The 25,911-nt window shown below is 56.6% G+C and carries 29 protein-coding genes and 1 pseudogene; 15 read left to right on the top strand and 15 right to left on the bottom strand.

Annotated elements, in window-relative coordinates; all coding sequences use genetic code 11:
- Window positions 1–192 precede the first annotated feature (192 nt).
- Together tgt and J7380_RS17000 are read right to left on the bottom strand one after the other, a co-directional pair.
- The gene (tgt, locus tag J7380_RS17005; RefSeq protein WP_209196914.1) at window positions 193–1,323 is read right to left on the bottom strand and encodes a tRNA guanosine(34) transglycosylase Tgt; all 1,131 of its coding nucleotides are present in this window, start codon (window positions 1,321–1,323) and stop codon (window positions 193–195) included.
- Window positions 1,324–1,386: 63 nt separating this feature from the next.
- Complete coding sequence (locus J7380_RS17000; RefSeq protein ID WP_209196913.1) at window positions 1,387–2,298, bottom strand: nucleoside hydrolase; 912 nt, start codon at window positions 2,296–2,298, stop codon at window positions 1,387–1,389.
- A gap of 176 nt (window positions 2,299–2,474) precedes the next feature.
- Here J7380_RS17000 and J7380_RS16995 point away from each other — a divergent pair, with 176 nt between their 5' ends.
- The 3 genes from J7380_RS16995 to J7380_RS16985 all read left to right on the top strand — a co-directional run bounded on the left by J7380_RS16995 (window position 2,475) and on the right by J7380_RS16985 (window position 4,100).
- The gene (locus tag J7380_RS16995) at window positions 2,475–3,365 is read left to right on the top strand and encodes an SPFH domain-containing protein (protein ID WP_209196912.1); all 891 of its coding nucleotides are present in this window, start codon (window positions 2,475–2,477) and stop codon (window positions 3,363–3,365) included.
- On the top strand, window positions 3,365–3,643 hold the full coding sequence (locus tag J7380_RS16990; protein WP_209196911.1) for a hypothetical protein: 279 nt from the start codon (window positions 3,365–3,367) through the stop codon (window positions 3,641–3,643). Before J7380_RS16995 ends, J7380_RS16990 begins: the two co-directional genes overlap by 1 nt.
- Window positions 3,644–3,737: 94 nt before the next feature.
- Window positions 3,738–4,100 carry an SUF system Fe-S cluster assembly protein gene (locus tag J7380_RS16985; RefSeq protein ID WP_170354039.1) on the top strand — a complete coding sequence of 121 codons (363 nt, stop codon included), beginning with the start codon at window positions 3,738–3,740 and terminating at the stop codon, window positions 4,098–4,100.
- 50 nt (window positions 4,101–4,150) lie between these two features.
- On the opposite strand, the gene J7380_RS16980 is transcribed toward J7380_RS16985, so the two are convergent.
- Window positions 4,151–4,477 carry a hypothetical protein gene (locus J7380_RS16980; RefSeq protein ID WP_209196910.1) on the bottom strand — a complete coding sequence of 109 codons (327 nt, stop codon included), beginning with the start codon at window positions 4,475–4,477 and terminating at the stop codon, window positions 4,151–4,153.
- Window positions 4,478–4,667: 190 nt separating this feature from the next.
- On the opposite strand from J7380_RS16980, the gene J7380_RS16975 reads away from it, so the two are divergent.
- Window positions 4,668–5,033, top strand: a complete 366-nt coding sequence (locus J7380_RS16975; RefSeq protein ID WP_170354037.1) for an iron-sulfur cluster assembly accessory protein — start codon at window positions 4,668–4,670, stop codon at window positions 5,031–5,033.
- Here the strand turns inward: J7380_RS16975 and J7380_RS16970 are convergent.
- A complete protein-coding gene (locus tag J7380_RS16970) occupies window positions 5,030–5,944 on the bottom strand; it encodes a 2-oxoglutarate and iron-dependent oxygenase domain-containing protein (RefSeq protein ID WP_209196909.1) in 915 nt (304 codons plus the stop codon). The genes J7380_RS16975 and J7380_RS16970 overlap by 4 nt on opposite strands.
- Window positions 5,945–6,067: 123 nt before the next feature.
- On the opposite strand from J7380_RS16970, the gene tpiA reads away from it, so the two are divergent.
- Window positions 6,068–6,817, top strand: a complete 750-nt coding sequence (tpiA, locus tag J7380_RS16965) for a triose-phosphate isomerase (RefSeq protein WP_209196908.1) — start codon at window positions 6,068–6,070, stop codon at window positions 6,815–6,817.
- Window positions 6,818–6,819: 2 nt separating this feature from the next.
- Here tpiA and J7380_RS16960 read toward each other — a convergent pair whose 3' ends face one another.
- Window positions 6,820–7,131 carry a multidrug efflux SMR transporter gene (locus J7380_RS16960; RefSeq protein ID WP_209196907.1) on the bottom strand — a complete coding sequence of 104 codons (312 nt, stop codon included), beginning with the start codon at window positions 7,129–7,131 and terminating at the stop codon, window positions 6,820–6,822.
- Between the two features lie 224 nt (window positions 7,132–7,355).
- Between J7380_RS16960 and J7380_RS16955 the strand changes: the two genes are divergently transcribed.
- A complete protein-coding gene (locus J7380_RS16955; RefSeq protein ID WP_209196906.1) occupies window positions 7,356–8,171 on the top strand; it encodes a hypothetical protein in 816 nt (271 codons plus the stop codon).
- A 38-nt stretch (window positions 8,172–8,209) separates the two neighbouring features.
- Here J7380_RS16955 and J7380_RS16950 read toward each other — a convergent pair whose 3' ends face one another.
- The 5 genes from J7380_RS16950 to J7380_RS16930 all read right to left on the bottom strand — a co-directional run bounded on the left by J7380_RS16950 (window position 8,210) and on the right by J7380_RS16930 (window position 14,695).
- On the bottom strand, window positions 8,210–9,586 hold the full coding sequence (locus J7380_RS16950) for a TRAP transporter large permease (protein WP_170354025.1): 1,377 nt from the start codon (window positions 9,584–9,586) through the stop codon (window positions 8,210–8,212).
- Window positions 9,586–10,263 (bottom strand): TRAP transporter small permease, encoded by a 678-nt coding sequence (locus tag J7380_RS16945; RefSeq protein ID WP_209196905.1) that lies wholly within the window; start codon window positions 10,261–10,263, stop codon window positions 9,586–9,588. Before J7380_RS16945 ends, J7380_RS16950 begins: the two co-directional genes overlap by 1 nt.
- A 107-nt stretch (window positions 10,264–10,370) precedes the next feature.
- A complete protein-coding gene (locus J7380_RS16940) occupies window positions 10,371–11,372 on the bottom strand; it encodes a DctP family TRAP transporter solute-binding subunit (RefSeq protein ID WP_209196904.1) in 1,002 nt (333 codons plus the stop codon).
- Between the two features lie 363 nt (window positions 11,373–11,735).
- Window positions 11,736–12,965 carry a sigma-54 dependent transcriptional regulator gene (locus J7380_RS16935; RefSeq protein ID WP_209196903.1) on the bottom strand — a complete coding sequence of 410 codons (1,230 nt, stop codon included), beginning with the start codon at window positions 12,963–12,965 and terminating at the stop codon, window positions 11,736–11,738.
- On the bottom strand, window positions 12,962–14,695 hold the full coding sequence (locus tag J7380_RS16930; RefSeq protein WP_209196902.1) for an ATP-binding protein: 1,734 nt from the start codon (window positions 14,693–14,695) through the stop codon (window positions 12,962–12,964). Before J7380_RS16930 ends, J7380_RS16935 begins: the two co-directional genes overlap by 4 nt.
- 47 nt (window positions 14,696–14,742) lie before the next feature.
- On the opposite strand from J7380_RS16930, the gene J7380_RS16925 reads away from it, so the two are divergent.
- Complete coding sequence (locus J7380_RS16925; RefSeq protein ID WP_209197285.1) at window positions 14,743–15,924, top strand: cytochrome P450; 1,182 nt, start codon at window positions 14,743–14,745, stop codon at window positions 15,922–15,924.
- 4 nt (window positions 15,925–15,928) lie between these two features.
- Here J7380_RS16925 and J7380_RS16920 read toward each other — a convergent pair whose 3' ends face one another.
- Entirely contained in the window at window positions 15,929–16,408 is a 480-nt protein-coding gene (locus tag J7380_RS16920) for an Lrp/AsnC family transcriptional regulator (protein ID WP_170354013.1), read from the bottom strand.
- A gap of 141 nt (window positions 16,409–16,549) precedes the next feature.
- Between J7380_RS16920 and cobA the strand changes: the two genes are divergently transcribed.
- From cobA to infC, 7 genes are all read left to right on the top strand, one after another.
- The gene (cobA, locus tag J7380_RS16915) at window positions 16,550–17,326 is read left to right on the top strand and encodes a uroporphyrinogen-III C-methyltransferase (RefSeq protein ID WP_209196901.1); all 777 of its coding nucleotides are present in this window, start codon (window positions 16,550–16,552) and stop codon (window positions 17,324–17,326) included.
- A complete protein-coding gene (locus J7380_RS16910) occupies window positions 17,326–17,640 on the top strand; it encodes a DUF2849 domain-containing protein (protein WP_209196900.1) in 315 nt (104 codons plus the stop codon). The genes cobA and J7380_RS16910 overlap by 1 nt, the downstream gene beginning before the upstream one ends.
- Before the next feature lie 64 nt (window positions 17,641–17,704).
- Entirely contained in the window at window positions 17,705–19,369 is a 1,665-nt protein-coding gene (locus J7380_RS16905; RefSeq protein ID WP_209196899.1) for a nitrite/sulfite reductase, read from the top strand.
- Window positions 19,359–20,120, top strand: a complete 762-nt coding sequence (locus J7380_RS16900) for a phosphoadenylyl-sulfate reductase (RefSeq protein ID WP_209196898.1) — start codon at window positions 19,359–19,361, stop codon at window positions 20,118–20,120. The genes J7380_RS16905 and J7380_RS16900 overlap by 11 nt, the downstream gene beginning before the upstream one ends.
- The gene (locus tag J7380_RS16895; protein WP_209196897.1) at window positions 20,117–20,524 is read left to right on the top strand and encodes a DUF934 domain-containing protein; all 408 of its coding nucleotides are present in this window, start codon (window positions 20,117–20,119) and stop codon (window positions 20,522–20,524) included. The genes J7380_RS16900 and J7380_RS16895 overlap by 4 nt, the downstream gene beginning before the upstream one ends.
- Before the next feature lie 106 nt (window positions 20,525–20,630).
- Window positions 20,631–21,464, top strand: a complete 834-nt coding sequence (locus J7380_RS16890; RefSeq protein ID WP_170354002.1) for a ferredoxin--NADP reductase — start codon at window positions 20,631–20,633, stop codon at window positions 21,462–21,464.
- 159 nt (window positions 21,465–21,623) lie between these two features.
- Window positions 21,624–22,172, top strand: a complete 549-nt coding sequence (infC, locus tag J7380_RS16885) for a translation initiation factor IF-3 (RefSeq protein ID WP_170354421.1) — start codon at window positions 21,624–21,626, stop codon at window positions 22,170–22,172.
- Window positions 22,173–22,207: 35 nt separating this feature from the next.
- Here infC and J7380_RS16880 read toward each other — a convergent pair whose 3' ends face one another.
- From J7380_RS16880 to J7380_RS16870, 3 genes are all read right to left on the bottom strand, one after another.
- A complete protein-coding gene (locus J7380_RS16880; protein ID WP_170750977.1) occupies window positions 22,208–22,609 on the bottom strand; it encodes a hypothetical protein in 402 nt (133 codons plus the stop codon).
- 72 nt (window positions 22,610–22,681) lie between these two features.
- Window positions 22,682–23,998, bottom strand: a complete 1,317-nt coding sequence (locus tag J7380_RS16875; protein WP_209196896.1) for an aspartate aminotransferase family protein — start codon at window positions 23,996–23,998, stop codon at window positions 22,682–22,684.
- On the bottom strand, window positions 23,995–24,753 hold the full coding sequence (locus tag J7380_RS16870) for a 3-keto-5-aminohexanoate cleavage protein (protein WP_209196895.1): 759 nt from the start codon (window positions 24,751–24,753) through the stop codon (window positions 23,995–23,997). Before J7380_RS16870 ends, J7380_RS16875 begins: the two co-directional genes overlap by 4 nt.
- Window positions 24,754–24,827: 74 nt before the next feature.
- Here J7380_RS16870 and J7380_RS16865 point away from each other — a divergent pair, with 74 nt between their 5' ends.
- Window positions 24,828–25,742 carry a MurR/RpiR family transcriptional regulator gene (locus J7380_RS16865; protein ID WP_348539122.1) on the top strand — a complete coding sequence of 305 codons (915 nt, stop codon included), beginning with the start codon at window positions 24,828–24,830 and terminating at the stop codon, window positions 25,740–25,742.
- 35 nt (window positions 25,743–25,777) lie between these two features.
- On the opposite strand, the pseudogene J7380_RS20415 reads toward J7380_RS16865, so the two are convergent.
- A pseudogene (locus J7380_RS20415) lies at window positions 25,778–25,911 on the bottom strand (carbon monoxide dehydrogenase); the annotation flags it as partial.

The following is a 25,911-nucleotide window of genomic DNA, read 5'->3' as shown; positions in this document are numbered from 1 at the left end:
CAAGACGGTACTGGTCCCTATTAAGGCAACGCCCGACCGTCTCCTGTTTGGACGATTAAGGTGGGGTTCAAATACCCCATTTCAACCTCATCGCCGTATGTCGTGATCCAGAATGACCCGAGGTTTTTCGGACTGCAAGGCACCGCGCCGGAATATCCACCGATTTTAACACAACTGACGCAATGTGCGGCATCAAATCGGTTCAATATCGCCCTGAGCGCGCTGCGCGTGGAACTCGGCCTGCCATGCCTCGAATGTTCCAGTTGCGATGGCGTCGCGCATTCCCTGCATGATATCCTGGAAATAATGCAGATTGTGCCACGTGAGCAGCATCCCCGAGATCATCTCGTTCGAACGGAACACGTGGTGAAGATACGCGCGGGAATAATTCGAGCAAGCCGGGCATTTGCATTGCTCGTCCAGCGGTCGCGGATCGTCGGCGTGACGGGCGTTTTTGATGTTCACCACACCATACCGCGTAAACACCTGCCCTGTTCGGCCGGAACGCGAGGGCAGAACACAGTCCATCATGTCAATACCGCGTGCGACTGCGCCTACGATATCATCAGGTTTGCCGACGCCCATGAGGTAGCGCGGCTTGTCGACCGGCAGCATATCCGGCGCAAAGTCCAGCACATCGAACATGGCCTCTTGCCCTTCGCCTACGGCCAGGCCACCGACGGCGTAACCTTCAAAGCCGATTTCCTTCAACGCTTCGGCAGATTCTTCGCGGAAATCCTGCTCTAGCCCGCCTTGCTGAATGCCGAACAGCGCATGGCCCGGACGGTCGCCAAAGGCATCACGGGATCTCTGCGCCCATCGCATCGACAGCCGCATGGACGAGGCAATCCGGTCTCGGTCAGCAGGCAACGCAGGGCATTCGTCAAAGCACATAACAATATCCGAGCCCAAAAGCCGCTGAATCTCCATCGACCGTTCCGGCGTCAACTCGTGCTTGGAGCCGTCAATATGCGATTTGAACGTCACACCCTTTTCGGTCAACTTGCGCAGCCCGGCCAGCGACATGACCTGAAAGCCGCCCGAATCCGTCAAAATCGGACGATCCCAATTCATGAATTTGTGCAACCCTCCCAAACGGTCGATCCGCTCGGCGGTGGGACGCAACATCAGGTGATAGGTGTTGCCCAGCAGAATGTCCGCACCCGTCGCACGGACGCTTTCCGGCATCATCGCCTTGACCGTCGCCGCCGTTCCGACCGGCATGAAGGCCGGAGTACGCACTTCACCACGCGGAGTGTTGATTACTCCGGTTCTGGCTTTGCCATCGGTGGCCTGCAGGTCAAAAGAGAAACGTTCGGTCATTCGGTGCCTCGGGGTCGCTGAACCGGGCAGCGTTTGCCCGATCCGCGCGCCCAATGCAACCCGTCAAGGAAGAGAGGCGACGCGCTCGGTAAACAGCTGCACAACCCCTGCCCCATCCACATCGCGGCAAACTCGGATTGGCGGGCGAGAGGGGTCTGGGCGCGTGGCACCGATTTCAGAGCCAGCTGTGGTAACTTTTACCCCGGTCTCAACCATGTCGAACATCCCATCATGCGTACAGGCGATCACAGCCGTGGAGTCGTGGAGCCCACACCCCTCAAGACCCCCGATTTCCTTGTAGAAATTGAGATAGAACCGAGAGATATCCCGCAAGAACCCGCCAATATCCGTAGATCGTCTCGCCAACGCTTCGAAATCAGCGGTTTCGTAAAGAGTTTTTAGCGTGACATCCAATCCGACCAGAACAGTATCCGGAGGTGAAGAGAACACCTCATCCGCTGCGGCCGCGTCGTGGTAAATGTTAGCCTCGGCGTGTTCGGTAATGTTACCTGGGCAAAACACGGCCCCACCCATAATGACCAACCGCATGATATTGCGCGAAAAATCGGGGTCCAAGCGCATTGCTGCAGCGATGTTGGTCAGCGGTCCCACGGCACAGACCACCAATTCACCACGATGCGCTTTCGCCATTTCCACAAGGAATGCCGCGGCGTCCAGCGAATGGTTCGTCCCTACCTCTGGAATATCCGTTAAGTCACCAAAGCCTTCGGGACCGTGAACACGCTCGGATGGCGCGTGATCGGCCCGACCCATCGCGAAAGGCGCACCTTCGGCGACCGGTGCTTCTACAGCCAGTCGATGCAAAAGGTAACGCGCATTTCGGCTGGATTGGTGAACATGCGTGTTGCCGAAAACGGTCGTCAGCCCCAATAGATCAATTTCCGAGGCCGCCGCCGCATAAGATATGGCCATGGCGTCGTCGATGCCGGGATCAGTGTCGATAATCAGTTTCATGCATGCCCGATAGCGCAGTCACCAAGGGATGCAAAGCGGCCACATTCGGAAATTTCCCCCTTACATCCGAACGTTCATAGATTTGAATCTAATCCTATACCCGCCATACCTGACTTGAAACTGGGCAAGTCAATCCCCAAATGTATACTATAGTACACAATAATGAGAGGACAGATATGACCGAAGACCAGATTATAGGATTGCTTTCGTCGAACATCATTTTCGTTCTTGGCGCCGTTCTGATTGTCGTTGTTATCTTCAAAGGCATAAAGATCGTGCCTCAGTCGGAAAAATACGTGATTGAACGCTTTGGCCGCCTGCATTCGGTCCTTGGACCGGGTATCAACTTTATTGTTCCGTTTCTTGATGTTGCACGTCACAAGATATCCATTCTGGAACGCCAGTTGCCTAATGCGACGCAAGACGCGATTACTAAGGACAACGTGCTGGTGCAAATCGACACCTCGGTGTTTTACCGAATTCTTGAGCCTGAAAAGACCGTCTACCGCATCCGTGACGTAGATGGCGCGATTGCCACCACTGTGGCTGGGATCGTTCGGGCCGAGATCGGCAAAATGGACCTGGATGAGGTTCAGTCGAACCGTGCACAGTTGATCAACCGCATTCAGGAAAGTGTGGAAACTGCCGTGGATGACTGGGGCATCGAAGTGACCCGCGCCGAGATTCTGGATGTGAATCTGGATCAGGCGACGCGCGATGCGATGTTGCAGCAGTTGAACGCCGAACGCGCCCGTCGGGCACAGGTCACCGAGGCCGAAGGCCAAAAACGCGCAGTTGAGCTCAGCGCTGACGCCGAGCTGTATGCGGCCGAGCAAACCGCCAAAGCTCGTCGTATTGAAGCTGAAGCCGAAGCTTATGCAACCGGAGTTGTGGCCAAGGCCATCCAGGACAATGGTATCGAGGCTGCGCAATACCAGGTGGCGTTGAAACAGGTCGAAGCGCTGAACGCGTTGGGCGCTGGCAATGGTTCGCAGACAATCGTTGTGCCTGCAAATGCATTGGAAGCGTTTGGCGATGCCTTTAAGATGCTGAAGGGAGGTAAGTAATGGCAGACCCGTTCTGGCTGACATGGTGGATTTGGTTGGCGGGGGCATTGGCCCTCGGCATCCTCGAGATTGTGCTGCCGGGATTCATCTTTCTGGGCTTCGCAATTGGCGCGGCGATCACTGGGGTGTTGCTGATCATCCCTGGTGTGGCTCCATCCCTGCCGGTTCTGCTGCTGATCTTTGCTGCATTGTCGCTGGTAGCATGGCTGGTTCTGCGACGGATGTTCGCCCTGCCCCACGGTCAAGTGAAGACCTTTCGGCACGACATCAACGAATGAACCCAATGGTGCCCTCTTTGGGCACCACGCCACCTCTGGACGCTGCCCATAGCTTTCCCTATATAAAAGCTCAGGAAACAGACCCGAGGCACGAATGACTCACCCCAGCGAACAGTTTGAAGGCACGCCATTGATTGCGCCTTCGACAATTGAGCACCCCCTGTATGACGCAGTGGTCGAGGCTTGCCGGTCAGTCTATGACCCTGAAATTCCAGTTAACATCTATGATCTGGGTTTGATCTATACCATCGACATTTCCGGCGAGAACGCGGTGAAAGTGATCATGACCCTGACTGCACCGGGTTGCCCGGTAGCAGGCGAAATGCCCGGCTGGATCGTCGAAGCCGTCGAGCCGGTTGCGGGCGTCAAGGAAGTCGATGTCGAACTAACCTGGGAACCCCCTTGGGGAATGGAGATGATGTCAGACGAAGCTCGTCTAGAGTTGGGCTTCATGTAAGCACGACCTGATATCTTGCCGAAAAACCGCCCCTCTGACCGGGCGGTTTTTTATTTGACGTTGCAGGTTGTTCTGATCTCGGCGGCCCTTTCGTCCAACGCTTTGACATAGTCGCCTGAAAGCATTGATAACCGCTTCTTCTCCGTCCCGGTCACCAGCCCCAACAACGCACCTGCGGGCAATATCGACACGACACTTTCAACTTGCTGGTCCTGTGCATGTTTCTTTTCTGCTGCGATGGCGCGTAAGTCACCTTCGGCCGTCGCACAGTTCACCGGGTGCCGCTTGCCGTCCACAGCTGCGGATGCAACGTTTGCGACCGCTATTGCAATCGGGATAATCAGGCCCGCCTTCAACACCTTGGAGAGTTTATGCATGTCCACGCACCTTTCATTGTCCGCTGCAATACCCTGTTCGCAGGCTAGGCCGACCCATTGTCTGAACGCAAGCATGGGTTCCGTCTGACGGCAACCTTACTGGAAAAGTTAGGTAAGCACGGCTGCTATGTCTTGAGACTGTTTCGCCTAAGCACTAAATTGAAGATAACGCGCGACAACGGAGACCACTATGTTCGGCATTCCCGGCAAACAAGCGGTGACGATCACACCGAAAGCTGCGACCCAGATTGTGAGCCTGATGAAATCGGGTGGACATGCCGGGCTGCGCATCGGTGTCAAGAAAGGTGGCTGCGCAGGCATGGAATACACCATGGACTACGTGGACGAAGCCGATGCCAATGACGAGGTCGTGGAACAGGATGGCGCACGGGTGATGATCGCCCCTATGGCACAGATGTTTCTGTTCGGAACCGAGATTGACTATGAGGTTTCGCTGCTGGAATCCGGCTTCAAGTTCCGCAACCCTAACGTTGTCGATGCCTGCGGTTGTGGCGAGTCGATCAAGTTTGACGAAACGCTCTCGGCCCAGCGTTAAGACGCTTCTTTCAGGTGAACATAGGTTTCGTTGAACCGCGTCGTGAGGTGTTCTCCGGCACGAATAACCTTGTCTGAATTCGGCGGAGCAACATTTGTGTCGTAGGACGGATTGAAGAACAGCGGCACCGAGATCCGCTCGTCAGACCCTCCTACCACCCGGTGCAACGTGGCTTTGACCCGACCGTCGGTCCAGAACTCCAGCATTTCACCAAAGTTGATAATGAAGGTTCCGGGCCGGGTTTCGGCCGGTTCCCATTTTCCATCAGGCATTTGAACCTCTAGCCCAGCGGTACCATCTGTCGCCAACAGTGTCAGGCACCCATAGTCAGTGTGTGCGCCGATTCCAAAATCCTGATGCCCTGCCCAGGCGGGGCGCTGAGGGTAGTAATTGCCGCGCAGCAAGGCCATGGGCGTTTCAAATGCGCTGTCGAAGCTGGCTGCATCTCGCCCCAGGGCCACAGCGATTGCCCTTAGAACGCGCATCGCGACTGCACTGGCGTCGCTGTAGTAAGTCTGGATGGTATCTTGGAAGCCGGCCGGCGCCTCGGGCCATTGGTTCGGCGCATAAACGCTCAGGTTCTTGGCTGCATAGGGGTTTCCAGCTGGTAGTTCGTATCCGCAGTCGAAAACCTCTTTAAAGTCGGGGTTGGCATTCGGGTCAACCTGCTCGGACTGCGAAGCGCCCCACCCTCGGTTTGCCCCCGTCTTTGCCATATCAACGCGCGCTTTCTGGGCTTCGGGCAAGTGAAAGAACTGCCGATAGGCTTCAATAACCGCCGTGCACCGCGATGCATCCAAGCCTGTATTGGACACAGTCAGGAAACCTACCTCACCGATTGCGTGCAGCAAGCAGGCCAACTCATCGGGCTCGCGTCGGTCCAGTTTTTCTAGGTCCAGGTTGTTGATCATGGGGGCCTCGGAAATTACGCGGGAGTTGTGCCGTTTTGGCAGCTAATCCGCAACCAGAATTGTCAGTGTGTCCGCACGGTGCTATCCGATGTGCAAACAATAGCTTAAATGGGAGATCCTAAGATGCGGCGCAAGCTTGCGGCAGGGAATTGGAAGATGAACGGAACGGCTGCGGATTTAGCCGAGTTGGAGGCGCTGTCAAGGACCTACCCTTCCCCATCAGTTGATGTGCTGATTTGTCCACCCGCAACGTTGATACACCGGGCTGCGCAAACGGTCGGTGATGTCGGGATCATGGTCGGCGGTCAGGACTGTCATGCCGCGTCATCCGGTGCACATACTGGCGACATAAGCGCCCAGATGCTGATGGATGCCGGGGCATCAATGGTGATCCTTGGCCACTCTGAACGGCGCGAAGATCACGCCGAACAGAACGAAGATGTTCGAGCCAAAGCGCGTGCGGTGATGGATGCTGGCTTAAAGGCCATCATCTGCGTCGGTGAAAGCCTTGAACAGCGCGAAGCGGCCAACACGCTGGACATCATTGGCGGCCAGATGTCGGGCTCGATCCCGGACCAATCCACCGGCGAGAACCTGATCGTGGCTTATGAACCCATTTGGGCCATCGGCACCGGAAAAGTTCCCACATTGGACGAAATCGGAGAAGTCCACGACTTTATCCGCACGCGTCTAGAACGGCGGTTTGGCGAAGGCGTGGGGCGGTCCGTCCGGTTGCTTTACGGCGGGTCGGTCAAGCCCGGCAATGCGGCGGATATCTTTGCCGTATCCAACGTGGATGGTGCCTTAGTAGGTGGCGCCAGCCTGAAGGCTGACGACTTTTCCGGCATTATCGACGCATTGCAGAACGCCTGAGACTACGCCAGTTTCATGGTAACCAGACCGGCCACAATCAGGGCGGCTGCTATAAGGCGCGGGGCTGTCACGGCCTCGCCCAGAAACACAACGCCAACGGCAAAAGCACCGATGGCCCCAATTCCGGTCCAAATCGTGTAGGCTGTGCCAAGTGGCAGATCACGCATTGCCAAAGCCAAAAGTCCGAACGATGCGACCATGGAAACGCCCATAATTGCGGTCGGCCAAAGACGGGTGAAACCGGCAGATTGCTTCATGGCAACAGCCCAGCCAATCTCGAGAACACCGGCGAACAGAAGAAAAATCCAAGGCATTGGGACACCTCTCATATCTTCGAGCCGTCCCGAACGATACACAGGATTAGATGAGGTCGTCCTCGGCCCTTAACCTGGGCACTAAAAACCCTTCATTCAAGAGTATTTCTGTCACAAAACTGCAGCCTGCCCGTCACATCCCGCTTCTAAAGATGCAGAAATCGCATTTTTTCACCGCGAACACGTAAACGCGCGGTGGCCGCAACAAAACGGATGGAAACCTGATGACGGAAACCTCTGGCAAAGCCTGTGTCCTGTGCATGAAATGGGGCACGCCGTTCAGTGCGCATGATGTCAACATGCTGTTCGCGGCTGTCCGGGATCATTTGCCCGTAGACCATGACTTCATTTGTATCACAGATGACACCACCGGGCTTGATCCCGCCATCAAGACGCACGCCCTGTCCTTTCCCCAATTGGATCAGTCGGAATGGGTTCACGGCAAATGGCCCAAGTTGCTTATGTTCGACAGACGGGTTGTGCAAGGCTATGAAACAGCGCTGTTCCTTGACCTCGATCTCTTGGTAACCGGTGAACTCACGCCCTTGTTGCACCGCGTACGTGAACGCGGCGGGCTTTACCTTATGCCTAAGTTTCGTGCCTTTGTGTGGCGTGCGATACCTGCAGCGTTCTGGGATCGTGTTCCGGGGCTTATGAACCTGGTCACGCGCGGGAATTCTTCTGTGGTCGGATTTATACCCAAGCAGCAGTTCCACCTGTATGATGACTTTGACGCACCCCGCGACCTGAAGGCTTACAAGAATGATCAGGACTATATCTCGGGGCGGGCGTGGCGGCGTCGGTGCTACCCGAAGGATTGGTGTATCGGTATAATACACCTAGTCCCCTATTGGCCGCTCAGTCTGATTTTCCGTAAGTACCGCAACCTGCCAAAACGTCCTAAAATCGTGATCTTCAACGGAAACCCGAAAGCGCATGAACTGGTCGGGCAGAATGTCGGGGAATGGGGGACCAAGCGCCGCCGTGGCTTTGGCAGCATTGGCTGGGTTGAGACGTATCTGCAGAAATACAGCGCGTAAGAAGAAAGGCCGGACCCTAGAGGATCCGGCCTTTTTCTTTAGTTCGTTATGATCTCTGGCCCCATGAAGGTGTTGGGCAGGAACGTCGATATCCACGGTATGTACGTCACCATGATCAAGAAGACGAACAGCACGGCCAGGAACGGCAACGCCGCTTTCACAACGCTCATCATCGGCATTCCGGCCACGCCCGAGGTCACGAACAGGTTCAGCCCGACCGGAGGTGTGATCATCCCGATCTCCATGTTGACCACCATGATGATACCCAGATGGATCGGGTCGATGCCCAGCTCGATGGCAATCGGGAACACCAACGGCGCGACGATGACCAGCAGGCCCGAGGGCTCCATGAACTGACCTCCAATCAGAAGGATCACGTTCACCACGATCAGGAACGTCACCGGACCCAAACCTGCCGACAACATGGCGCTGGCGATGTGCTGTGGCACCTGCTCGTCCGTCAGAACGTGTTTCAGGATCAGCGCGTTGGCGATCACGAACAGCAGCGTGACAGTCAGCTTGCCGGCCTCGAACAGCGTATGCTTGGTGTCCGGGTGAAAGAACGCGGTTACCAGCGCATAAGGCTTTTTGATCAAAGGCAGGTTCTGCTGACCCTCTTCGGTGCTGAGCGGCCCCATATCTTTGTAAACAAAGCTGGCAATCAGGAAAGAGTACACCGCAGCGACGGCTGCCGCCTCGGTCGGTGTAAAGATACCGCCATAGATACCACCCAGAATGATGACGATCAGGAACAAGCCCCATCCGGCTTCGCGCGCCGAGGCAAAGATCTCGCCCCACCCTTTCCAATCGCCTTTGGGCAGGTTCTTGACCTTGGCCATGACATAGATGGTGATCATCAGCATCAGACCCGCCATCAGGCCTGGAATAACGCCTGCAAGGAACATGCGCCCGACGGACACCTCAACAGCCGCCGCGTACACAACCATCACGATCGACGGCGGGATCAGGATGCCCAACGTACCGGCGTTACAGATCACACCGGCAGCGAATTCCTTGGAATACCCCACCTGACGCATGCCCGCGATCACGATGGAGCCGATAGCGACCACGGTCGCCGGGGACGACCCCGACAGCGCCGCAAACAACATACAGGCAAACACGCCCGCAATCGCCAAACCACCCGGCAGGTGCCCCACACAGGCAATCGAGAAGCGGATGATCCGCCGCGCCACGCCGCCTGTCGTCATGAAGGACGAGGCGAGGATAAAGAACGGGATCGCCAGCAGGGTAAAGTGGCCCTCGAACGCCTCGAACAGCGTGCCTGCGACCGAGGCCAACGAACTATCGGAATAGATAAGCAGGAACAGGGTCGAACTGAGGCCAAGCGCCACCGCAATCGGAACACCGATCAGCAGCAGGCCAATGACCATTGAGAAAAGAAGAACGACGTCCATTAGTCATGCACCCCTTGTTGTGCGCGGACTTCTTCGATCTCGTCCTCGACTTCGTGGCTGGCGACAAGGCGGTCGGCCTCTCCGCGCCAGATTTGAATGGCGGCTTGCGTAAACCGGATCACCAGCAACAGCATCGATACGGGCAGCACCAGATACGGAATGACCTTTGGGATTTTCTCGTACCCTTCACCATAGTTGATCAGGTCTTCCAGAAAGCGCAGCGGCGCGACCATCGGAATATCGTCAACCTCATAAAAACTCTGACTGCGCGCCCCGGTATCAAACCCGGTCGGGAACCAGCGCCCCGACGTGGGTGGCAGATCCGCAAACACAGACCAGTAGTCATACGACCCCTTCAGCAACAGCAACGAAAAGACCAGACAGCAAGCCACCGCGATCAGAGCCAGCACACGGCGCGGTGCAGGTGACAGCATGTTCAGGATAGCATCAACGCCCAGATGCGCATGTTTCTTAACCGCATAAGACGCGCCAAGCAGCACCAGCCACCCGAACATGAACACGGTCATTTCCAGTGCCCACAGGATATTGGAATTAAAGGCAAACCGCGCGATCACGTTGGCAAACGTCACAGCCGTCATCAGGCCAAGCAACACCGCGATCAGGGTTTCCTCGATATGGTCGATCAGCCCGCCTTGGCCGGGATTCGCACCAGACATCTCTCTGTCCCCACATTTTTAGGATGATTGATTGGGGCGGGCCTGATACGGCCCGCCCGGCCTGCGCGTCGATAACTCCCCAGTCCCCCGACGCGCGGCGATCCGGATCAGAACCCGGCGTTGATCGCCTGAGCGGCGTCGATTTTGTCCTGGCCTACATCACCGGCGAATTTGTCCCAAACGGGCTTCATGGCATCGACCCAAGCCTGACGCTGTTCAGCGTTCAATTCACGGATGGTGCCACCAGCGTCGATAACCGACTGCTTGGCCGCTTCGTTGACCGCAAAGGCTTCTTTGTTACGCGTTTCGGTGACTTCACCCAGGATCGTCAGGAACTGATCGCGCACTTCGGGGTCAAGGCTGTCCAGCCAGTCCACCGAGGTCACGACCAGATAGTCGATGATGCCGTGGTTGGTTTCGGTGATACCGTCCTGCACTTCGAAGAACTTCTTGCCGTAGATGTTCGACCAGGTGTTTTCCTGACCGTCCACAACACCCTGTTGCAGTGCGCCATAGACTTCCGAGAACGCCATCTTCTGCGGACTACCACCGATCGCTTCCATTTGCGCGACCAGTACGTCCGACGACTGAACGCGGAACTTCAGGCCATCCGCATCTGTGGGCTCAACCAGCGGCTTGTTGGCGGACATCTGCTTCATGCCATTGTGCCAGAACGCCAATCCCTGCAGGCCGCGGCGCTGCATGCTGTCCTTCATGGCCTGACCATCAGCCGAGGCTTGGAACGCATCCACTGCTTCGATGTTCTTGAACATGAACGGCAGGTCGAACAGCCGGAATTGCTTGGTGAATTTTTCAAACTTGGACAGAGACGGCGCAGCCAGTTGAACATCGCCCTGCAACATAGCCTCAAGGACCTTGTCGTCATTATAAAGGGTCGAGTTGGGGAACACCTCTACACACATGACGCCATTCATTTCGTCATTCACACGCTGTTCCAGCAGCGATGCTGCAATACCTTTAGGATGCTTGTCGGTGTTCGTCACGTGGGCGAACTTCACCACGATCTCACCATCGTCACACGCTGCCATACCGGCAGTTGCCGTCACGGTAAGAGCAACTGCTGTCGCGGCTGTTGTCAGGAATTTCATCTGTCTTTTCCTCCCAGACTTCTCAGAAACTTCTCAAGAGCGCCGCCAAGGCGCCTTATGCCGGGCAGTGAACCGAATCGCCTGCCACCACTCAACTTTTTGTTGGGGATGCGTGAGATTCGTTTTAAGTCTCTGTTTTTATTGTATGTATCAGCGTTTCAACTAAGTCTGCCGTGAACCAACCTGGACTACGTGCGAAATTCCACACAAGGAAATCTGCCTTTGTGCGGATTTTCGCACATATTTCGAATCGTACAGTTGGAATCACCCGACAACACCTGCGCCACCGCAGTCCGCACCAGCGGACTGCCACGCCCAACGCCTTGAATTGCATGAAAATGCAGTGAAATGCGGCGGGAGACCCTACCTTCGGTAATCCTCGGGGCGAATGCCATAACGCGCTAGTTTGTCGTAGAAGGTCTTGCGCGGCAGTTTTAGCGCTTTGGCCGCGTCCGAGGCCTTGCCATTGTGGCGCCCCAAAGACGCAATCAAAAGCGAACGTTCGACTTGGGCCATCTGCTCACTCAGCCCCAGTTCTGCGGCCGAAGCGACCTCGTCCGGCATCCCAAGAACAAACCGCATGGCCGCTGACATCAGGGACCGTGCATTGCCCGGCCAGTCCTGCGTCATCAATGACGCCAAATGTTCCGACGTGATATCCGGTGCAGCAATCCCGGCCTGTTCGGCCGCTTGTGCAACATAGTGGCGAAAGATCACCGGAATATCCTCGGGGCGTTCAGCAAGCGACGGTATCCGAACCCGCATCACGTCCAAACGATAGAAAAGATCGGCATGAAACTGTCCACCATCAGACAAGCGCGCGAGATCAGCAGTGGTTCCGGCGATGATACGCGCGCCGACCCCTTGCTCGACGATTTCAAGTGCGGCGTACTGGGTTTCAGTCGGCATCGCCGAAATCTCATCCAAAAATAATGAGCCCCCAGCGGCGTCCTCGCAAACATGTCGCAACTCTCGTACCGTCAACCCCGATGCAGGGCGTTTGACAAATGGGCCTTGCGATTGCGGGGACATCAAATGCACCACTTCAGCCACCTTGGAAATACCGCTGCCTGCGGGGCCGGTCACCAGAACCTCTACCCCTGTCCGGGCAACCGTACGAACCCGTTCCCTAAGCCGCTCGGCTTGCGCAGACAGGCCAAACAGAAGCCGCGCGGCTGGATCTCCTTTTTCCAATTCATGTTTCAAGGCACGCTGTTCCAGAACGTGTCGCCGCGCCGCCTGTGCGCGCTCCAGAACTTCGAGCAAGTCCGAGGCAGCGCATGGTTTTTCGAGAAAATCAAATGCACCTGTCCCCATCGCACGAACGGCCATGGGGACATCACCTTCGCCAGTCAACAAGATAACCGGCAGATCGGCATCAACCTCACGCGCGTAGTTCAACAGGTGAAACCCGTCACGTCCGGGCATCCTGATGTCCGACACGATAACGCCCGCAAAGTCAGCCCGAATGTGATCCTTGGCGGCTACGAAAGACCCAGCAGTCACGGGCGCGTAATCCGCCAGCTCCAGCGTTTGGGCCAAAGCCTCGCGCACCGCCGCATCGTCATCGACCAAAAGGACCTTTCGTGTCATGCGACCTCATCTTCCCGGTAATACTCAAGCTCGACCGTGAACATCGCACCGGTCTGCGCGTTTGTTCCACGGATGTTACCACCAAAACTCTGGACCAACCCGTAAGAGATCGAAAGGCCCAACCCCATCCCCTCGGACGATCCCACGGCCTTGGTGGTATAGAACGGCTCGAACAGTTTTTCAGTGTTTTCGATACCTGGGCCGATATCGCGCACCGTGACCGCCAATTTATCACCCGTCTCGATCGCAATATGGATCAACTTGTCATCCTGCTGGCTCATGGCATCGGCGGCGTTGTTGATCAGGTTCACAAACACCTGAACCAGCCGCACCTCGCCGCCCCAAGCAAAAACAGGACCAGAAGGCGGCTGCCATTCCAGTTCGACCCCTTCGGACCGCAGGCGCGCATCGGTCAGTTCGACAGCCGTTTCGATCACCTGAACCAAGTCGACCTTACCCATAGGTTCACTTTCGTTTCGGGCAAAGGCCCGAAGATTTTTGATGATACGCGCCATCCGCGCCGCCATGTCCGAAATGCGGGTCAGATTTTCAGCCGCCCGCCCCTCGCGCCCACGCGACAGAAATGCAGTGCCATTATCGGCAAATTGCTGGATCGCCATGAGCGGCTGATTCAGTTCGTGGCTGATCCCGGCGGACATCTGCCCCAATGCGCTTAGTTTTCCGGCCTGTATCAGCTCGGCCTGGGCTTTCTTTAATGCGGTTTCAGCCTCTTGCCGTTCATGAACTTCGCGCTTGAGAGCAGTGTTGGCGGCCGTCAGAGCACGGGTTCGCTGCGCAACACGACTTTCCAGAACGACATTGGCCTGCGCCAGCGTCCTGCGCCGCTCTGTCGCCAGGAACAACAATGCGCCAAAAGCAAAACAGATCGCAGCTACCGCGGCAGCCTGCAGCCCCGCCAAACGCCGCGCCGGAGCCACATCGACCAAAACCTCGGCCGTCATGTCGATCACAGGCAAATCAAGCGTCAGGTGCAGCGCACGTTCTGGCAGATACCTGCCCCACCCCAATCGCCAAAGCTCGTGCCCACCGATCATGGTCGAGGCGAAATCGGTCGCATCCCCTTCTGGCGGGGACAGGCCCTGCTGACCCTCGGACCGATACCAGAACAGAAGGTCGGACCGGTTCGAGATAAAAACCACCCCGTCGGAATCCACAAAGAAAACGGCCTCGGTACTGCCGCGCCATGTTTGTTCGACATCCTGAACATCGGCGACGACCATCAAGGCCCCTTGCACCCGACCCAATGCATCAAATGTCGGTGCTGCGTAAGAATAAATGCGCGCACCGCTTTCAGGAAGGACCCCGTGCGCACTTCCCAAAGCGCCCTGCAATGCGCGTTCGAACGCGGGGTGACCCGCCAGACTGTCCTGTGCGATCGGCTGTGCAGCGGTCAGAACCTGACCATTGCGGTCCAGATATAACATGTTTACGGCAGCTGTCTTATCGGCCACGTCCAGCAACATGGCTTGTGCCGCCTGACGTTGTGAGGGTGTGTCCAGCGTAGCCAGCGCAGGATGGCCCGCCATCAGAACGGCCAATTCCTGATAGACCTGCATCTGAGTGCTTAACCGGTCCGCGGCCAGTTCCAAATCGGCCTCGGCCTTCTCGCTAAGCTGCGACAACGCCTGCCTGAACCCGTATGACCAGACGCCCGCCGACAGCAGCGCGACCGAGAACAGAAAACCTATGACGACGAATGCTCTGTGCATATCCTAGGGTCTTGCATTCAGCGCGGCCTATGGCAAGTCTGCGCGGCATGAAGAAAATCTCGCAGTCGCCGGTTGATCCCGCATTCGTTCAGGACCCCTATCCTTTTTATGACCATGCGCGCAGGTTCGGAGACCTGTTTTTCTGGGAAGACTACAACAAGGTTGCCGCAGTATCGCACAGAGCCGTTCAGACACTACTGAAAGATCGGCGATTTGGACGCGAGAAGCCAACCGAATTGCAAACCCCCGGCCCCGATCATCTGGCAGCTTGGCAGGCGATCGAGGATCATTCTCTTCTCGAACTGGAACCTCCGCGCCACACGCGATTGCGTAGTCTGGTCATTAGGGCGTTTACGTCCCGCTCTATTGCCGCGATGACCCCAGACATCGAACAACTGTGCCGCGACCTTATCCACGAATTTCCCGACGAACCGTTCGATCTGCTGCAGACATATTGCACGCAGGTACCGGTGATCACCATTTGCCGGTTGCTGGGCGTACCCGAGCATATGGCCCCTGACCTTCTGCAATGGTCCCACGATATGGTCGCGATGTACCAGGCAAACCGAACCCGCCAGACCGAAGACCGGGCGGCGCAGGCATCAGCGCAGTTCACTGAGTTCCTAAGCAACTATATCGACCTGCGCCGCGTCGAGCCGGGTCCAGATCTGATCACAAAGCTGATCGCAGCCGAGGAAGACGGCGAAAAGCTATCGCGGGACGAATTGATTGCGACTTGTGTGCTTTTGTTGAATGCCGGACATGAGGCGACGGTTCATGCGTTGGGAAATGGTGTGAAGACGCTGCTTCAGACTGGAACGAGGCCAGACGTATTGGATGAGAACCGGATTGACGGCACCGTTGAAGAGATCCTCAGATATGACCCGCCCTTACACATGTTCACACGCTACGCCTATGAACAGGTTGATCTTTTCGGCCACGGCTTCAAACGCGGCGATGAGGTCGCCTTGTTGCTTGGCGCTGCAAACCGCGATCCTTCCGTTTGGGCTGACCCAAATCAGTTCTTACCCAGCCGAGACGTCGTAACAAATACCAGCTTTGGCGCAGGGCTGCATTTCTGTGTGGGCGCGCCACTGGCGCGTCTCGAGATGCGCATCGCCCTCAAAACCCTATTTGATCATTGCCCGTCCCTGCGCGTGGAGGGCGATCCGGGCTATTCCAACACGTACCACTTTCACGGGCTGACCCGCCTGATGGTCACGACCTGACGGATTATTCTGCGACCAGAGCGTTCAGCGGCAGCATTGTGGTCGATTTGATCTCTTCCATGGACAGCAGTGCGGTCACATTGTGAACCCGCACTTCCGAGATCAGCGTTTGGTAGAATTCGTCGTAAGCCCGCGCATTTTTGACCCGAACCTTGAGGATGTAGTCAATGTCTCCCGCCAAACGATGCGCCTCTTGCACCTCGGGACGGTCGCGAAGGGCCTTAAGGAATTTGCGCTGCCAGTCTGCTTCGTGTTCGGACGTGCGTATAAGAACGAAGAACGTCGCTTCAAAACCCAGTGCCTCGGCATCCAGCAAGACGGTCTGTTGACCGATCACACCGGCCCCCTTCAGCTTGCGGATTCGGTTCCAGACCGGGGTCTTCGAACTGCCAACACGCGCGGCAATTTCGTCCAGTGATTGGCTGGCATCGCGCTGCAGCTCAACCAGAATTTTCCGATCTGTGTCGTCAATTCGCACCGACATCCCAATTTTTCCTTTGTTTCGAAACTCACGTTCTCCAACGCGCTGTTGAAAGAACATTTGTTCTTATTTATGCACCCATATGGCGCAATACCGGGAATATTTCCTATATTGCAGGTCAAGTCAAACGAACCGGAACCAAACATGCAGAACGCGCATTCACATAACGGAGCAGGACATGTCGACTTTGTCGGCGCGGGTCCGGGCGATCCTGAATTGCTGACGCTCAAGGCGTTGCGTGCATTTGAATGCGCGGATGTGGTTTTGCATGATCGCTTGATAAGTGCCGAAGTTCTGGAATTGGCCGGCAAGACTGCCGTTCTGGTTGATGTTGGCAAAGCCGGGTTCGGCCCCTCGTGGAAGCAGCAGGATATCGACGCACTATTGGTGGAACATGCGCTGAACGGACAGCACGTCGTCCGGTTGAAATCCGGTGACCCCACCGTTTTTGGGCGTCTGGACGAAGAGATCGAGGCCGTAGAAGCCTCGGGCATCACATGGACCATCATCCCCGGTATTACTGCGGCGTCCGCAGCTGTTGCTGGGATCGGACAAAGCCTGACCCGGCGTGGCCGAAATTCCTCGATCCGGTTCTTGACGGGCCACGACATGAAGGGTTTTGCCGATCACGACTGGGCCGAACTGGCCCGCAAGGGTGCCGTTGCCGCGATCTATATGGGTAAGAAATCCGCGCGCTTCATTCAGGGCCGCCTGATCATGCACGGCGCGGATCGGGAAACGCCGGTCACGCTGGTCGAGAACGCCTCGCGCCCGGATCAGTGCATTCTGGCCACCAATCTGGATCGTCTGCCCGCCGATCTGGCCGCCGCCGAAATGGACGGCCCCACCCTGACATTTATCGGCCTTGAACCGCGCCACGCGGCCCAGGCCCTGACCGAATTCAATAAGGAGCACGCCTGATGGCCCGCGCTTTTACCCCCAAAATCGTCACCGCAAATGACTTGCTGGAAGGCGACGTGATCTACCTGACCGAGGATGACCGCTGGTCGCGTGATCTGGCCGAAGCCGAGCTGATCACCGACGAAGCCCACGCACAGGTCCGTCTGCTGGATGCCGCGCGTCAGGCAAACAAGATTGTCGGAGCCTATTTGGCCGATGCCGTGGCTGGTGAAAACGGCCCCGAACCCACCCATTTCCGTGAAGACTTCCGCCGCACCGGCCCGTCCAACTATGCCCACGGCAAGCAGGAAACCACAACGCAGCCCCGGGCCTGATCTCTGGCCCTCTCTCCCCAAAAAGGCCCCAAGGTATCGGGGCTGCAACTAAGGACAGCTAATCATGTATCGCTACTCCGAGTTCGACACAGCATTTTTGGCAGAACGTAACAAGCAGTTCCGTGCTCAGGTTGAGCGTCGCATCGACGGCTCGCTGACCGAGGATGAGTTCAAACCCCTGCGCCTGATGAACGGCCTGTATCTGCAGCTGCACGCTTATATGCTGCGCGTCGCCATTCCCTATGGCACGCTGTCCAGCGCACAGATGCGCCAACTGGCCCTGCTGGCCGAGAAGTGGGACAAGGGCTATGGCCATTTCACCACCCGCCAGAACATCCAGTATAACTGGCCCAAGCTGAACGACGTGCCGGATATGCTGGACGCGCTGGCCGAGGTTGGCATGCACGCCATCCAGACCTCGGGCAACACCATCCGCAACGTGACTGCGGACCATTTCGCCGGTGCCGCTGCGGATGAGATCGCCGATCCCCGCCCCTATGCCGAGCTGCTGCGCCAGTGGTCCACCGACCACCCGGAATTCCAGTTCATGCCGCGTAAGTTCAAGATCGCCATCACCGGCAGCGAAAACGACCGCGCCGTGATCAAGGCACACGATATCGGCCTGCAACTGGTTGAACGTGACGGCGTTCTGGGTGCCCGCGTGATCGTGGGTGGCGGTCTGGGCCGCACGCCGATGATCGGCAAAGAACTGTCCGACTTCGTCGCCTTTGACGATCTGCTGGCCTATCTGGAAGCCACTGTGTCCGTCTGGAACCAGATCGGCCGCCGGGACAACAAATACAAAGCGCGCATCAAGATCACCGTTCATGAAAACGGCATCGACACCATCCGCGCCAAGGTCAACGAGCGCTTCCTGCAGGTTCGCCCGCAGTTCAAAGGTGCCGACATGGCCCTGTTGGACGAGATCAAGGGCCACTTTGCCGCGCCTGATTTCCGTCAGGGCTCGGTCGCGTCGTTTGAAAGTGCATACACCAACGATCCGGTGTTCCGTTCGTGGGTCGACACCAACATCGCGCCGCATAAGGACGCGGACCACGCGATTGTCACGATCTCGATCAAGAAACACGGCGCAACGCCGGGTGATGCAACCGCAGAACAGATGCGCGTGATGGCCGATCTGGCCGAAGAGTTCGCTTATGACGAGCTGCGCATCAGCCACGAGCAGAACGTGATCCTGCCGCATGTCCACAAATCGGACCTGCCCGCGATTCACGCCAAACTGAAGGAATACGAACTGGCGACCGCCAATATCGGCCTGATCAGCGACATCATCGCCTGCCCCGGCATGGATTACTGCGCGCTGGCCACAGCACGCTCGATCCCGGTTGCGCAAGAAATCGCGACCCGGTTCGACGATCTGAAGCTCGAGCATGATATCGGCCACCTGAAGATCAAGATCTCGGGCTGCATCAACGCTTGTGGGCATCACCACGTGGGCCATATCGGCATTCTGGGTCTGGATCGCGCAGGCGTCGAGAACTACCAGATCACTCTGGGCGGTGACGGCTCTGAGACGGCAGCCATCGGCGACCGCACCGGTCCGGGCTTTGCCTATGATGAGATCGTGCCGGCGGTCGAGCGGATCGTGAACACCTATCTGGAACAGCGCGACAGCCCCGAAGAAGAGTTCCTGCAGACCTATCGTCGTGTCGGCATGGCTCCGTTCAAGGCAGCTCTGTACCCCGAGGCTCAGGCGAATGCCGCTTGATCTGATCCAGACGGAACTGGGCAAAGACCGCAGCGAGCTGACCGAAAAGGTCGAGGCGCTGAACGCCCGGTTCCGGCACCACAGCGCGCATGACGTGATGCATGGTGCCATCGAACAGATTGAAGACCTTGCCCTGGTGTCCAGCTTCGGGGCCGAGTCGGTTGTCTTGCTGCACATGGCGGCGGTGATCGACAAGATGACCCCGGTGTTGTTTGTGGACACCCAGATGCTGTTTACCGAAACGCTGGAATACCAGCAGGAGGTCAGCGAACGTCTGGGGCTGAAGAACGTGCAAATCATCCGCGCCGAGGACGAGGATGTGCAGCGCGAAGATCCCTATGGTGCGTTGCGCCTGCGCGATACGGATGCGTGTTGCAACCTGCGCAAGACCTTCCCGCTGCAAAAGGCCCTGACGGGCTATTGTGGCTGGATCACAGGGCGCAAGCGGTTCCAATCCGGCACCCGCGCCGCGCTTGACTTCTTTGAGGTCGAGGACGGCACCGGTCGGATCAAGGTCAACCCGCTGGCCCATTGGGCGCCCGAGGACGTGCGCGCCTATATGGAAGAAAACAACCTGCCCCGGCATCCGCTGGTGGCCAAAGGATATCCCTCGATCGGTTGTGCGCCCTGCACCTCGCCGGTCAAAGAAGGCGAAGACCCCCGCGCCGGACGCTGGCGCGACCAGAACAAGGAAGAATGCGGCATCCATTTTGTCGATGGCAAGATGGTGCGCGCCGGAGAAACAACATGAACGTAATCGTAACCGATGAGGGCTTTGCCCCCGACGACTGGACCGATGGGTTTGTCACACTGGAAGACGCCGCCAATGACGTGGTTGCGCTGGATGTGGCTTCGGACACCGACCCGGATGAACTGTATGACCGCCTCGGCAGCGCCAGAATGGTGCGCGTGGACTTTCCGTCCTCGGCCGATGGGCGTGGTTTCACCATTGCCCGCGTCCTGCGCCTGAAAGGCTATACCGGGCGTTTGCGCGCGCGCGGCCATGTGTTGGCCGATCAGTTTGCGATGGCCCGTCGCAGCGGCTTCGACGAAGTCGAGATCGACCAGGCTTTGGCGCATCGTCAGCCCGAAGATCAATGGCTGGCCCGCGCCAACTGGCAGGACAACAATTATCAATCCCGCCTGCGGGGATAACTGAACTTTACGTCAGTCAGTTCGACGTTGGGGCAACTGCCCCCTTTTCCTGACTTGGATCAAAGATTAAACGGAGATGTCGGTTTACCCAACCGGCAGTGAAACGATGACAGAGATGAAGCCCGTGACCGAAGCAACCGCCGTAAAGGCCCCCGTTCTGCCGGACGCGCAGACCGTAACCGACGTCAAACATTGGACCGACAGCCTGTTTTCCTTCAAGGTTTCGCGCCCTGCCTCGCTGCGTTTCCGCTCGGGCGAGTTTGTGATGATCGGCTTGCTGGGCGACAATGGGAAACCTTTGCTGCGCGCATATTCCATTGCATCGCCGTCCTGGGACGAAGAACTTGAGTTCTATTCGATCAAGGTGCAGGACGGCCCGCTGACGTCGAAGCTGCAGCACATCAAACCCGGCGACCAAATCATCCTGCGGCCCAAGCCCGTTGGTACGCTGGTCCATGACGCTCTGCTTCCGGGCAAACGTCTGTGGTTCTTTGCCACTGGCACCGGCTTTGCCCCCTTCGCCTCGCTGTTGCGCGAGCCGCAGACCTATGAGGATTACGATGAGGTCATCATCACCCATACCTGCCGCGAAGTGGCCGAGCTGGAATATGGTCGCCAACTGATCGAAAACATCCGTCAGGACGAGATGCTGGCCGAGTTGATGGGCGAAGGTTTCGCCGACAAGATCCGCTATTACCCGACCACCACTCGGGAAGAGAGCCCCAAGATGGGCCGCATCACCGACCTGCTGAAAGACGGCACTGTCTTTGCTGATCTGGGCATCGAAGGTGGCATTAAGCCGGAAACCGATCGCGGCATGGTCTGCGGGTCGCTGGCTTTCAATCTGGATATCAAAGAGATTCTGGAGGAGTTCGGCCTGCGCGAAGGCGCAAATTCCGAGCCCAAGGAATTCGTGATCGAAAAAGCCTTTGTGGGCTAAACTGACCGCGCCGGGCACAGGAATGACTGTGGTCGGCGCATAAAGCTGCTGTGATACCTAAGAAATTCGGCCTTTTCGGCGCGGATCACGCTTGAATCAGCGCGCCGGGCGGTCTAAATTTCGGGCTCGAATTTCTGCAATCATCAAAGGAATGAACCCATAGCTCGCAGACCTCACAACGCGCCGCCTCAGAGAGATACCGGCCCGCGCGTCAATGAAAAAATCCGTGCCCCCGAAATCCGCCTGATTGGCGCTGACGGCGATAACGTCGGGGTGGTTCATCCCGCCAAAGCCATGCAACTTGCCGCAGATGCGGGCCTTGACCTGGTCGAGATTTCGCCTAATGCGAACCCGCCGGTCTGCAAGATCATGGATTTTGGCAAGTTTAAGTACGAGACGCAAAAACGCGAAGCCGAGGCGCGCAAAAAACAAAAAGTCATCGAGGTGAAAGAGGTCAAATTCCGCCCCAACACCGACACGCATGACTATGACGTCAAAATGAAGAACGTTTTCAAGTTTCTGGAAAAAGGCGACAAGGTCAAAGTCACTCTGCGGTTCCGTGGCCGTGAGATGGCGCACCAGAACCTGGGGCGCGAATTGCTGGAACGTGTCGCCGAGGACATCAAGGAACTGGGCAAGGTCGAAAACATGCCCAAGATGGAAGGTCGTCAGATGATCATGATGATCGGGCCGCTTCCTCAGAAGTAATTAGGACCGTGTGAACCCTGAAGAAGCCTCCTTTTTTAAAGGGGGCTTTTGTTTTGCGATCTGGCTTTTACCCAGTGGAATGAATCGTGCAGGTCAAAGCCCAGCGATATCGTATCAATGATAAGAAGCAACGTCAGGAAACCGGCGTATTCAGGCGAAAGCGCCGAATCTGCGGACAACACCATCGCAATGACAATCACCAAAGGCCCCCAGCACAACAGGTGCGGTAAAGCCATCGCCTTGCTCATCCCTCGGGCAGCTAGCATGATCGGAATATTCAGAGCCATACCGGTTACTGCCAAGACGGCGATTAACTCACCGTGTGGTTGATCCATAAAAGCCAAAGGTGCAAGGTTAACCGGGATTAAAACTACGAGAACCCAAATCTGAACCCATGTTGGAAGACTTCGAAAACTCACCCAAATATCGTTAACCATTACACTCGCCCCAATAAAAAAATTTGACTAATACTTTATTGAGTTAAAAAGAAAAGTCAGTTCACAAGGGTGTTATAGCACGGTCGAAATCGCTTTGCCCAGCTTCCAGGTTAATTCCTCGATTTGTGTGTCTTCAATGACAAAGGGCGGCGCCAGAAGAATGTGGTCCCCCACACGTCCATCGCGAGTACCAGCCATAGGGTAGCAGATCAGACCCTCGGCAAATGCGGCCTGTTTGATCTTTCCAGCCAGTCCATTCGCCGGGTCAAATGGACGCTTGCTGCCCTGATCAGCGACCAGCTCGATCCCCCGGAACAAGCCCCGGCCTCGAATATCCCCGACATTGGGATGCTGACCAAAAGCGTCTTCTAGTGCACGCTGGAGCTTTTGACCCATCTCTCCGGCTCGGGCGGGCAGATTGCGTGAGGTTAGCTCCTGGAGAACGGCCAAAGCTGCCGCCGTTGCGACGGGGTGGCCAACATAGGTGTGGCCGTGCTGAAAGAACCCCGTCCCGTCCCGGATCGCGCTGTAAATTCCATCTGTACAAAGCATCGCGCCTATCGGTTGATAGCCAGCCCCTAGGCCTTTCGCGATACACAATATGTCAGGAACAACTCCGTCGTGATCGCAAGCGAACAAGTGACCCGTTCGCCCCATTCCGCACATCACTTCGTCCAAGATCAAAAGCACACCGTATTTGTCGCAGATTTCACGGATTCGGCTGAAATAGCCGTCAACAGCAGGGACAGCACCCAGAGTTGCCCCGACAACGGGTTCAGCCATAAAGGCCATAACGCTGTCCGGACCCAGGCGCAAAATTTCATCTTCCAACTCGTTGGCGACGCGCTGGCCGTAGTCAAAGCTGCTCTCTCCGTCAGGTTTTTCAGCATATTCGTAACATGGTGCGATATGCGTCATCTCTATCAGCATGGGCGCAAACTGCGCCCTACGCCAGGCATTGCCGCCAGCAGACAGCGCGCCCAACGTATTCCCGTGGTAACTTTGACGCCGCGCAATTACATGACGTCGATCCGGCTGACCAACCTCAATGAAATACTGTCGGGCCAACTTGATCGCAGCTTCCGTCGCTTCGGATCCTCCGGATACAAAATAGACGCGGTCCAGATTTCCCGGCGCACTTTGTATCAACATCTCGGCCAATGCTTCCGCCGGCTCCGAGGTCATGAACCCCGTATGAGCAAAAGCAATTTTCTCAACCTGATCCTGAACGGCCTTGATGACCGACTGGTTTGAATGCCCCAGACACGACACGGCTGCATCTCCGCAATCCAGGTATCGACGTCCCTGACTATCGATCAAATACGCCCCGTCACCTGCGACAGCGACCGGCAGTTTCGACTTCGTGTGTCTCGGAAATATGTTGCTCATAACGAACCTTTCTTAAGTGATGTAACCAGAGTCGATACGGACGCCGCATTGTCCGCCCAAACCGTTCCGTCTGGCCTGTACAAACTGTTTTCAAACCCGACCCGTACGTCTCCCCCGAGCGAGGCCGCCAGACGCAAACAAGCGTGTTCCTGTTTCCCGAATGCGCAGACCATCCAGGGTGACACTCCCAAGGGAAACCGATCCAGATCTTCGAGCGTGGATTCTTGCCCCTGCGTATACCGTCCCAGTACCAGAAGTCGGTCTGTCTGAGCCGATTTGACTGTTCCGTTGGCCTGCCAATAGGACAGCAGAGCTGCATCTTCAGCATCATAAAGGATATGCTGCACGCGCGCTTCCATATCCGCACACACTGCGTACACTTTTGCAGCCAATTCCGGTGATCGAGCGATTTCGCGCACCGAGATTGAGACCCATGCAGGTCGAACCTTGGTAAGACAGTCCAACTGCTCGGCAACATCGTAAATACCGGCGGCCTCGGTCGTGATCTGGATATCCATGCCGGGAACGGCGCGCCGCAACTCGGTTATCGCTTCGAGATATCGCCCCGGATCCAACGAATGCGCTCCTTGTTCGTCACGCACATGTAGATGGAGACCGTGCGCTCCGACAGAAAAACACGCCTTTGCCGTCGACACTATATCGTCGATCCCAACAGGAAGTTCTGAGTGGTCTTGCGACGTGCGGCGCGCGCCATTTGGCGCGACCAAAACGTAAGGACGGGCTGTGTGCTTCATCGATGCGGCCTTGATTGCTTGGGTTCACTCTAGCTGTGTGCGAACACGTTTTTAATTTACAATTTTCATAACAAATGTTTTTTTACACTATGCCAGATACACCGACCCGAATTACGCACAAGCTGCGAGACGACATCTCATCAATGCCACCGGGCCTTCAGGCGGCGGCTAAGTATATTATCGATCACCCCGGCGACTTCGCGTTGGACTCTATTAGGGTTACAGCCAATAATATCGGTGTCAGCCCGAACGTCTTGGTTCGGTTGGCTCAGCGCATGGGGTATGACGGCTTTGAAGCGTTCCGCACACCCTTCCGCAAAACTCTGGTCACCGACCAAGAATCCCAGCTGGGCCAAGAGTGGCTGGACACCACAGAGTCCGGAAGTGAACTGGATCGGGCACAAGTGAAGTTCGCACACAATTCGTTGAATGTCGTAACCCGCTCTCTGAGGCTTATGCAGCCTGCGAAGGTTTCGAAAGCCATTCACTACATCACCGAATCAAACAGATGTTTTGTGACAGCAACACGAGCAAGCCATGCCCTAGCCTACTATTTTTCATACGCGGGTCGCATGGCGCATCCTGGCATACAGCTTGCTCCGCGACATTCGGGGTCCGTCATCGATGACCTGTTGGACTCGAATGATCGGGACTGCCTGATCGCCATCACGTTTCATCCCTATTCCGCCGAAACAATCGCGGCGATGCGCTTTGCAACACAAAGAGGACTGAAAGTCATTTTGATTTCCGAAAGCGACGTGATCGCCCCAGGCATCGAACCTGACGTTGTTTTTCAGGTCAGCACCCGATCTCAGCATCATTTTTCCAACTTCGCGGGTGCTACGGCGGTTCTGGATTGCCTTTTGGGGCATCTATTTGAAACCGGTGGCGAAGATGCGCGCAAACGAGTCGAGCGCTACCAAAAAGCGCGCGAAGATACCGGCGCGTATTGGCAACCGTCCAAACTCCCGCGACTTCGTCGATCCTAAAGTCAGCCCTGTTTTTTTCAGGGCTGACATTTGGTTTAGCTACAGGCTTGGACGGCGCGTTTGGTCATGACGCTGACCAGATGTGCGCGGTAGTCTTTGCTGCCATGGAGGTCGCCGATCATGTTCATTGGGTTCACCTTCAGGCCCATCAGGGCGTCGGCGCGGAACT

It is taken from the genome of Ruegeria sp. R8_1 (assembly GCF_017743815.1).
Taxonomy (GTDB): Bacteria; Pseudomonadota; Alphaproteobacteria; order Rhodobacterales; family Rhodobacteraceae; genus Ruegeria; species Ruegeria lacuscaerulensis_A.
Note: the sequence above shows the minus strand (reverse complement) of the source record. Positions and strands in the feature narration are given on the sequence as shown.

Bases quoted from the DNA above. Each gene is read 5' to 3' on its own strand.
- J7380_RS16980 (WP_209196910.1), bottom strand. From the start codon at position 4,477: ATGCATAAACTCTCCAAGGTGTTGAAGGCGGGCCTGATTATCCCGATT.
- J7380_RS16875 (WP_209196896.1), bottom strand. From the start codon at position 23,998: ATGAGCAACATATTTCCGAGACACACGAAGTCGAAACTGCCGGTCGCT.
- J7380_RS16880 (WP_170750977.1), bottom strand. From the start codon at position 22,609: ATGGTTAACGATATTTGGGTGAGTTTTCGAAGTCTTCCAACATGGGTT.
- J7380_RS16870 (WP_209196895.1), bottom strand. From the start codon at position 24,753: ATGAAGCACACAGCCCGTCCTTACGTTTTGGTCGCGCCAAATGGCGCG.
- J7380_RS16995 (WP_209196912.1), top strand. From the start codon at position 2,475: ATGACCGAAGACCAGATTATAGGATTGCTTTCGTCGAACATCATTTTC.
- J7380_RS16900 (WP_209196898.1), top strand. From the start codon at position 19,359: ATGCCGCTTGATCTGATCCAGACGGAACTGGGCAAAGACCGCAGCGAG.
- tpiA (WP_209196908.1), top strand. From the start codon at position 6,068: ATGCGGCGCAAGCTTGCGGCAGGGAATTGGAAGATGAACGGAACGGCT.
- tgt (WP_209196914.1), bottom strand. From the start codon at position 1,323: ATGACCGAACGTTTCTCTTTTGACCTGCAGGCCACCGATGGCAAAGCC.
- J7380_RS16865 (WP_348539122.1), top strand. From the start codon at position 24,828: ATGTTTTTTTACACTATGCCAGATACACCGACCCGAATTACGCACAAG.
- J7380_RS16895 (WP_209196897.1), top strand. From the start codon at position 20,117: ATGAACGTAATCGTAACCGATGAGGGCTTTGCCCCCGACGACTGGACC.
- J7380_RS16935 (WP_209196903.1), bottom strand. From the start codon at position 12,965: ATGACACGAAAGGTCCTTTTGGTCGATGACGATGCGGCGGTGCGCGAG.
- J7380_RS16990 (WP_209196911.1), top strand. From the start codon at position 3,365: ATGGCAGACCCGTTCTGGCTGACATGGTGGATTTGGTTGGCGGGGGCA.
- J7380_RS16925 (WP_209197285.1), top strand. From the start codon at position 14,743: ATGAAGAAAATCTCGCAGTCGCCGGTTGATCCCGCATTCGTTCAGGAC.
- J7380_RS16940 (WP_209196904.1), bottom strand. From the start codon at position 11,372: ATGAAATTCCTGACAACAGCCGCGACAGCAGTTGCTCTTACCGTGACG.
- J7380_RS16970 (WP_209196909.1), bottom strand. From the start codon at position 5,944: ATGATCAACAACCTGGACCTAGAAAAACTGGACCGACGCGAGCCCGAT.
- J7380_RS16920 (WP_170354013.1), bottom strand. From the start codon at position 16,408: ATGTCGGTGCGAATTGACGACACAGATCGGAAAATTCTGGTTGAGCTG.
- J7380_RS16955 (WP_209196906.1), top strand. From the start codon at position 7,356: ATGACGGAAACCTCTGGCAAAGCCTGTGTCCTGTGCATGAAATGGGGC.
- J7380_RS16975 (WP_170354037.1), top strand. From the start codon at position 4,668: ATGTTCGGCATTCCCGGCAAACAAGCGGTGACGATCACACCGAAAGCT.
- J7380_RS16905 (WP_209196899.1), top strand. From the start codon at position 17,705: ATGTATCGCTACTCCGAGTTCGACACAGCATTTTTGGCAGAACGTAAC.
- J7380_RS16950 (WP_170354025.1), bottom strand. From the start codon at position 9,586: ATGGACGTCGTTCTTCTTTTCTCAATGGTCATTGGCCTGCTGCTGATC.
- J7380_RS16890 (WP_170354002.1), top strand. From the start codon at position 20,631: ATGACAGAGATGAAGCCCGTGACCGAAGCAACCGCCGTAAAGGCCCCC.
- J7380_RS16985 (WP_170354039.1), top strand. From the start codon at position 3,738: ATGACTCACCCCAGCGAACAGTTTGAAGGCACGCCATTGATTGCGCCT.
- J7380_RS17000 (WP_209196913.1), bottom strand. From the start codon at position 2,298: ATGAAACTGATTATCGACACTGATCCCGGCATCGACGACGCCATGGCC.
- J7380_RS16960 (WP_209196907.1), bottom strand. From the start codon at position 7,131: ATGCCTTGGATTTTTCTTCTGTTCGCCGGTGTTCTCGAGATTGGCTGG.
- cobA (WP_209196901.1), top strand. From the start codon at position 16,550: ATGCAGAACGCGCATTCACATAACGGAGCAGGACATGTCGACTTTGTC.
- J7380_RS16910 (WP_209196900.1), top strand. From the start codon at position 17,326: ATGGCCCGCGCTTTTACCCCCAAAATCGTCACCGCAAATGACTTGCTG.
- J7380_RS16930 (WP_209196902.1), bottom strand. From the start codon at position 14,695: ATGCACAGAGCATTCGTCGTCATAGGTTTTCTGTTCTCGGTCGCGCTG.
- J7380_RS16945 (WP_209196905.1), bottom strand. From the start codon at position 10,263: ATGTCTGGTGCGAATCCCGGCCAAGGCGGGCTGATCGACCATATCGAG.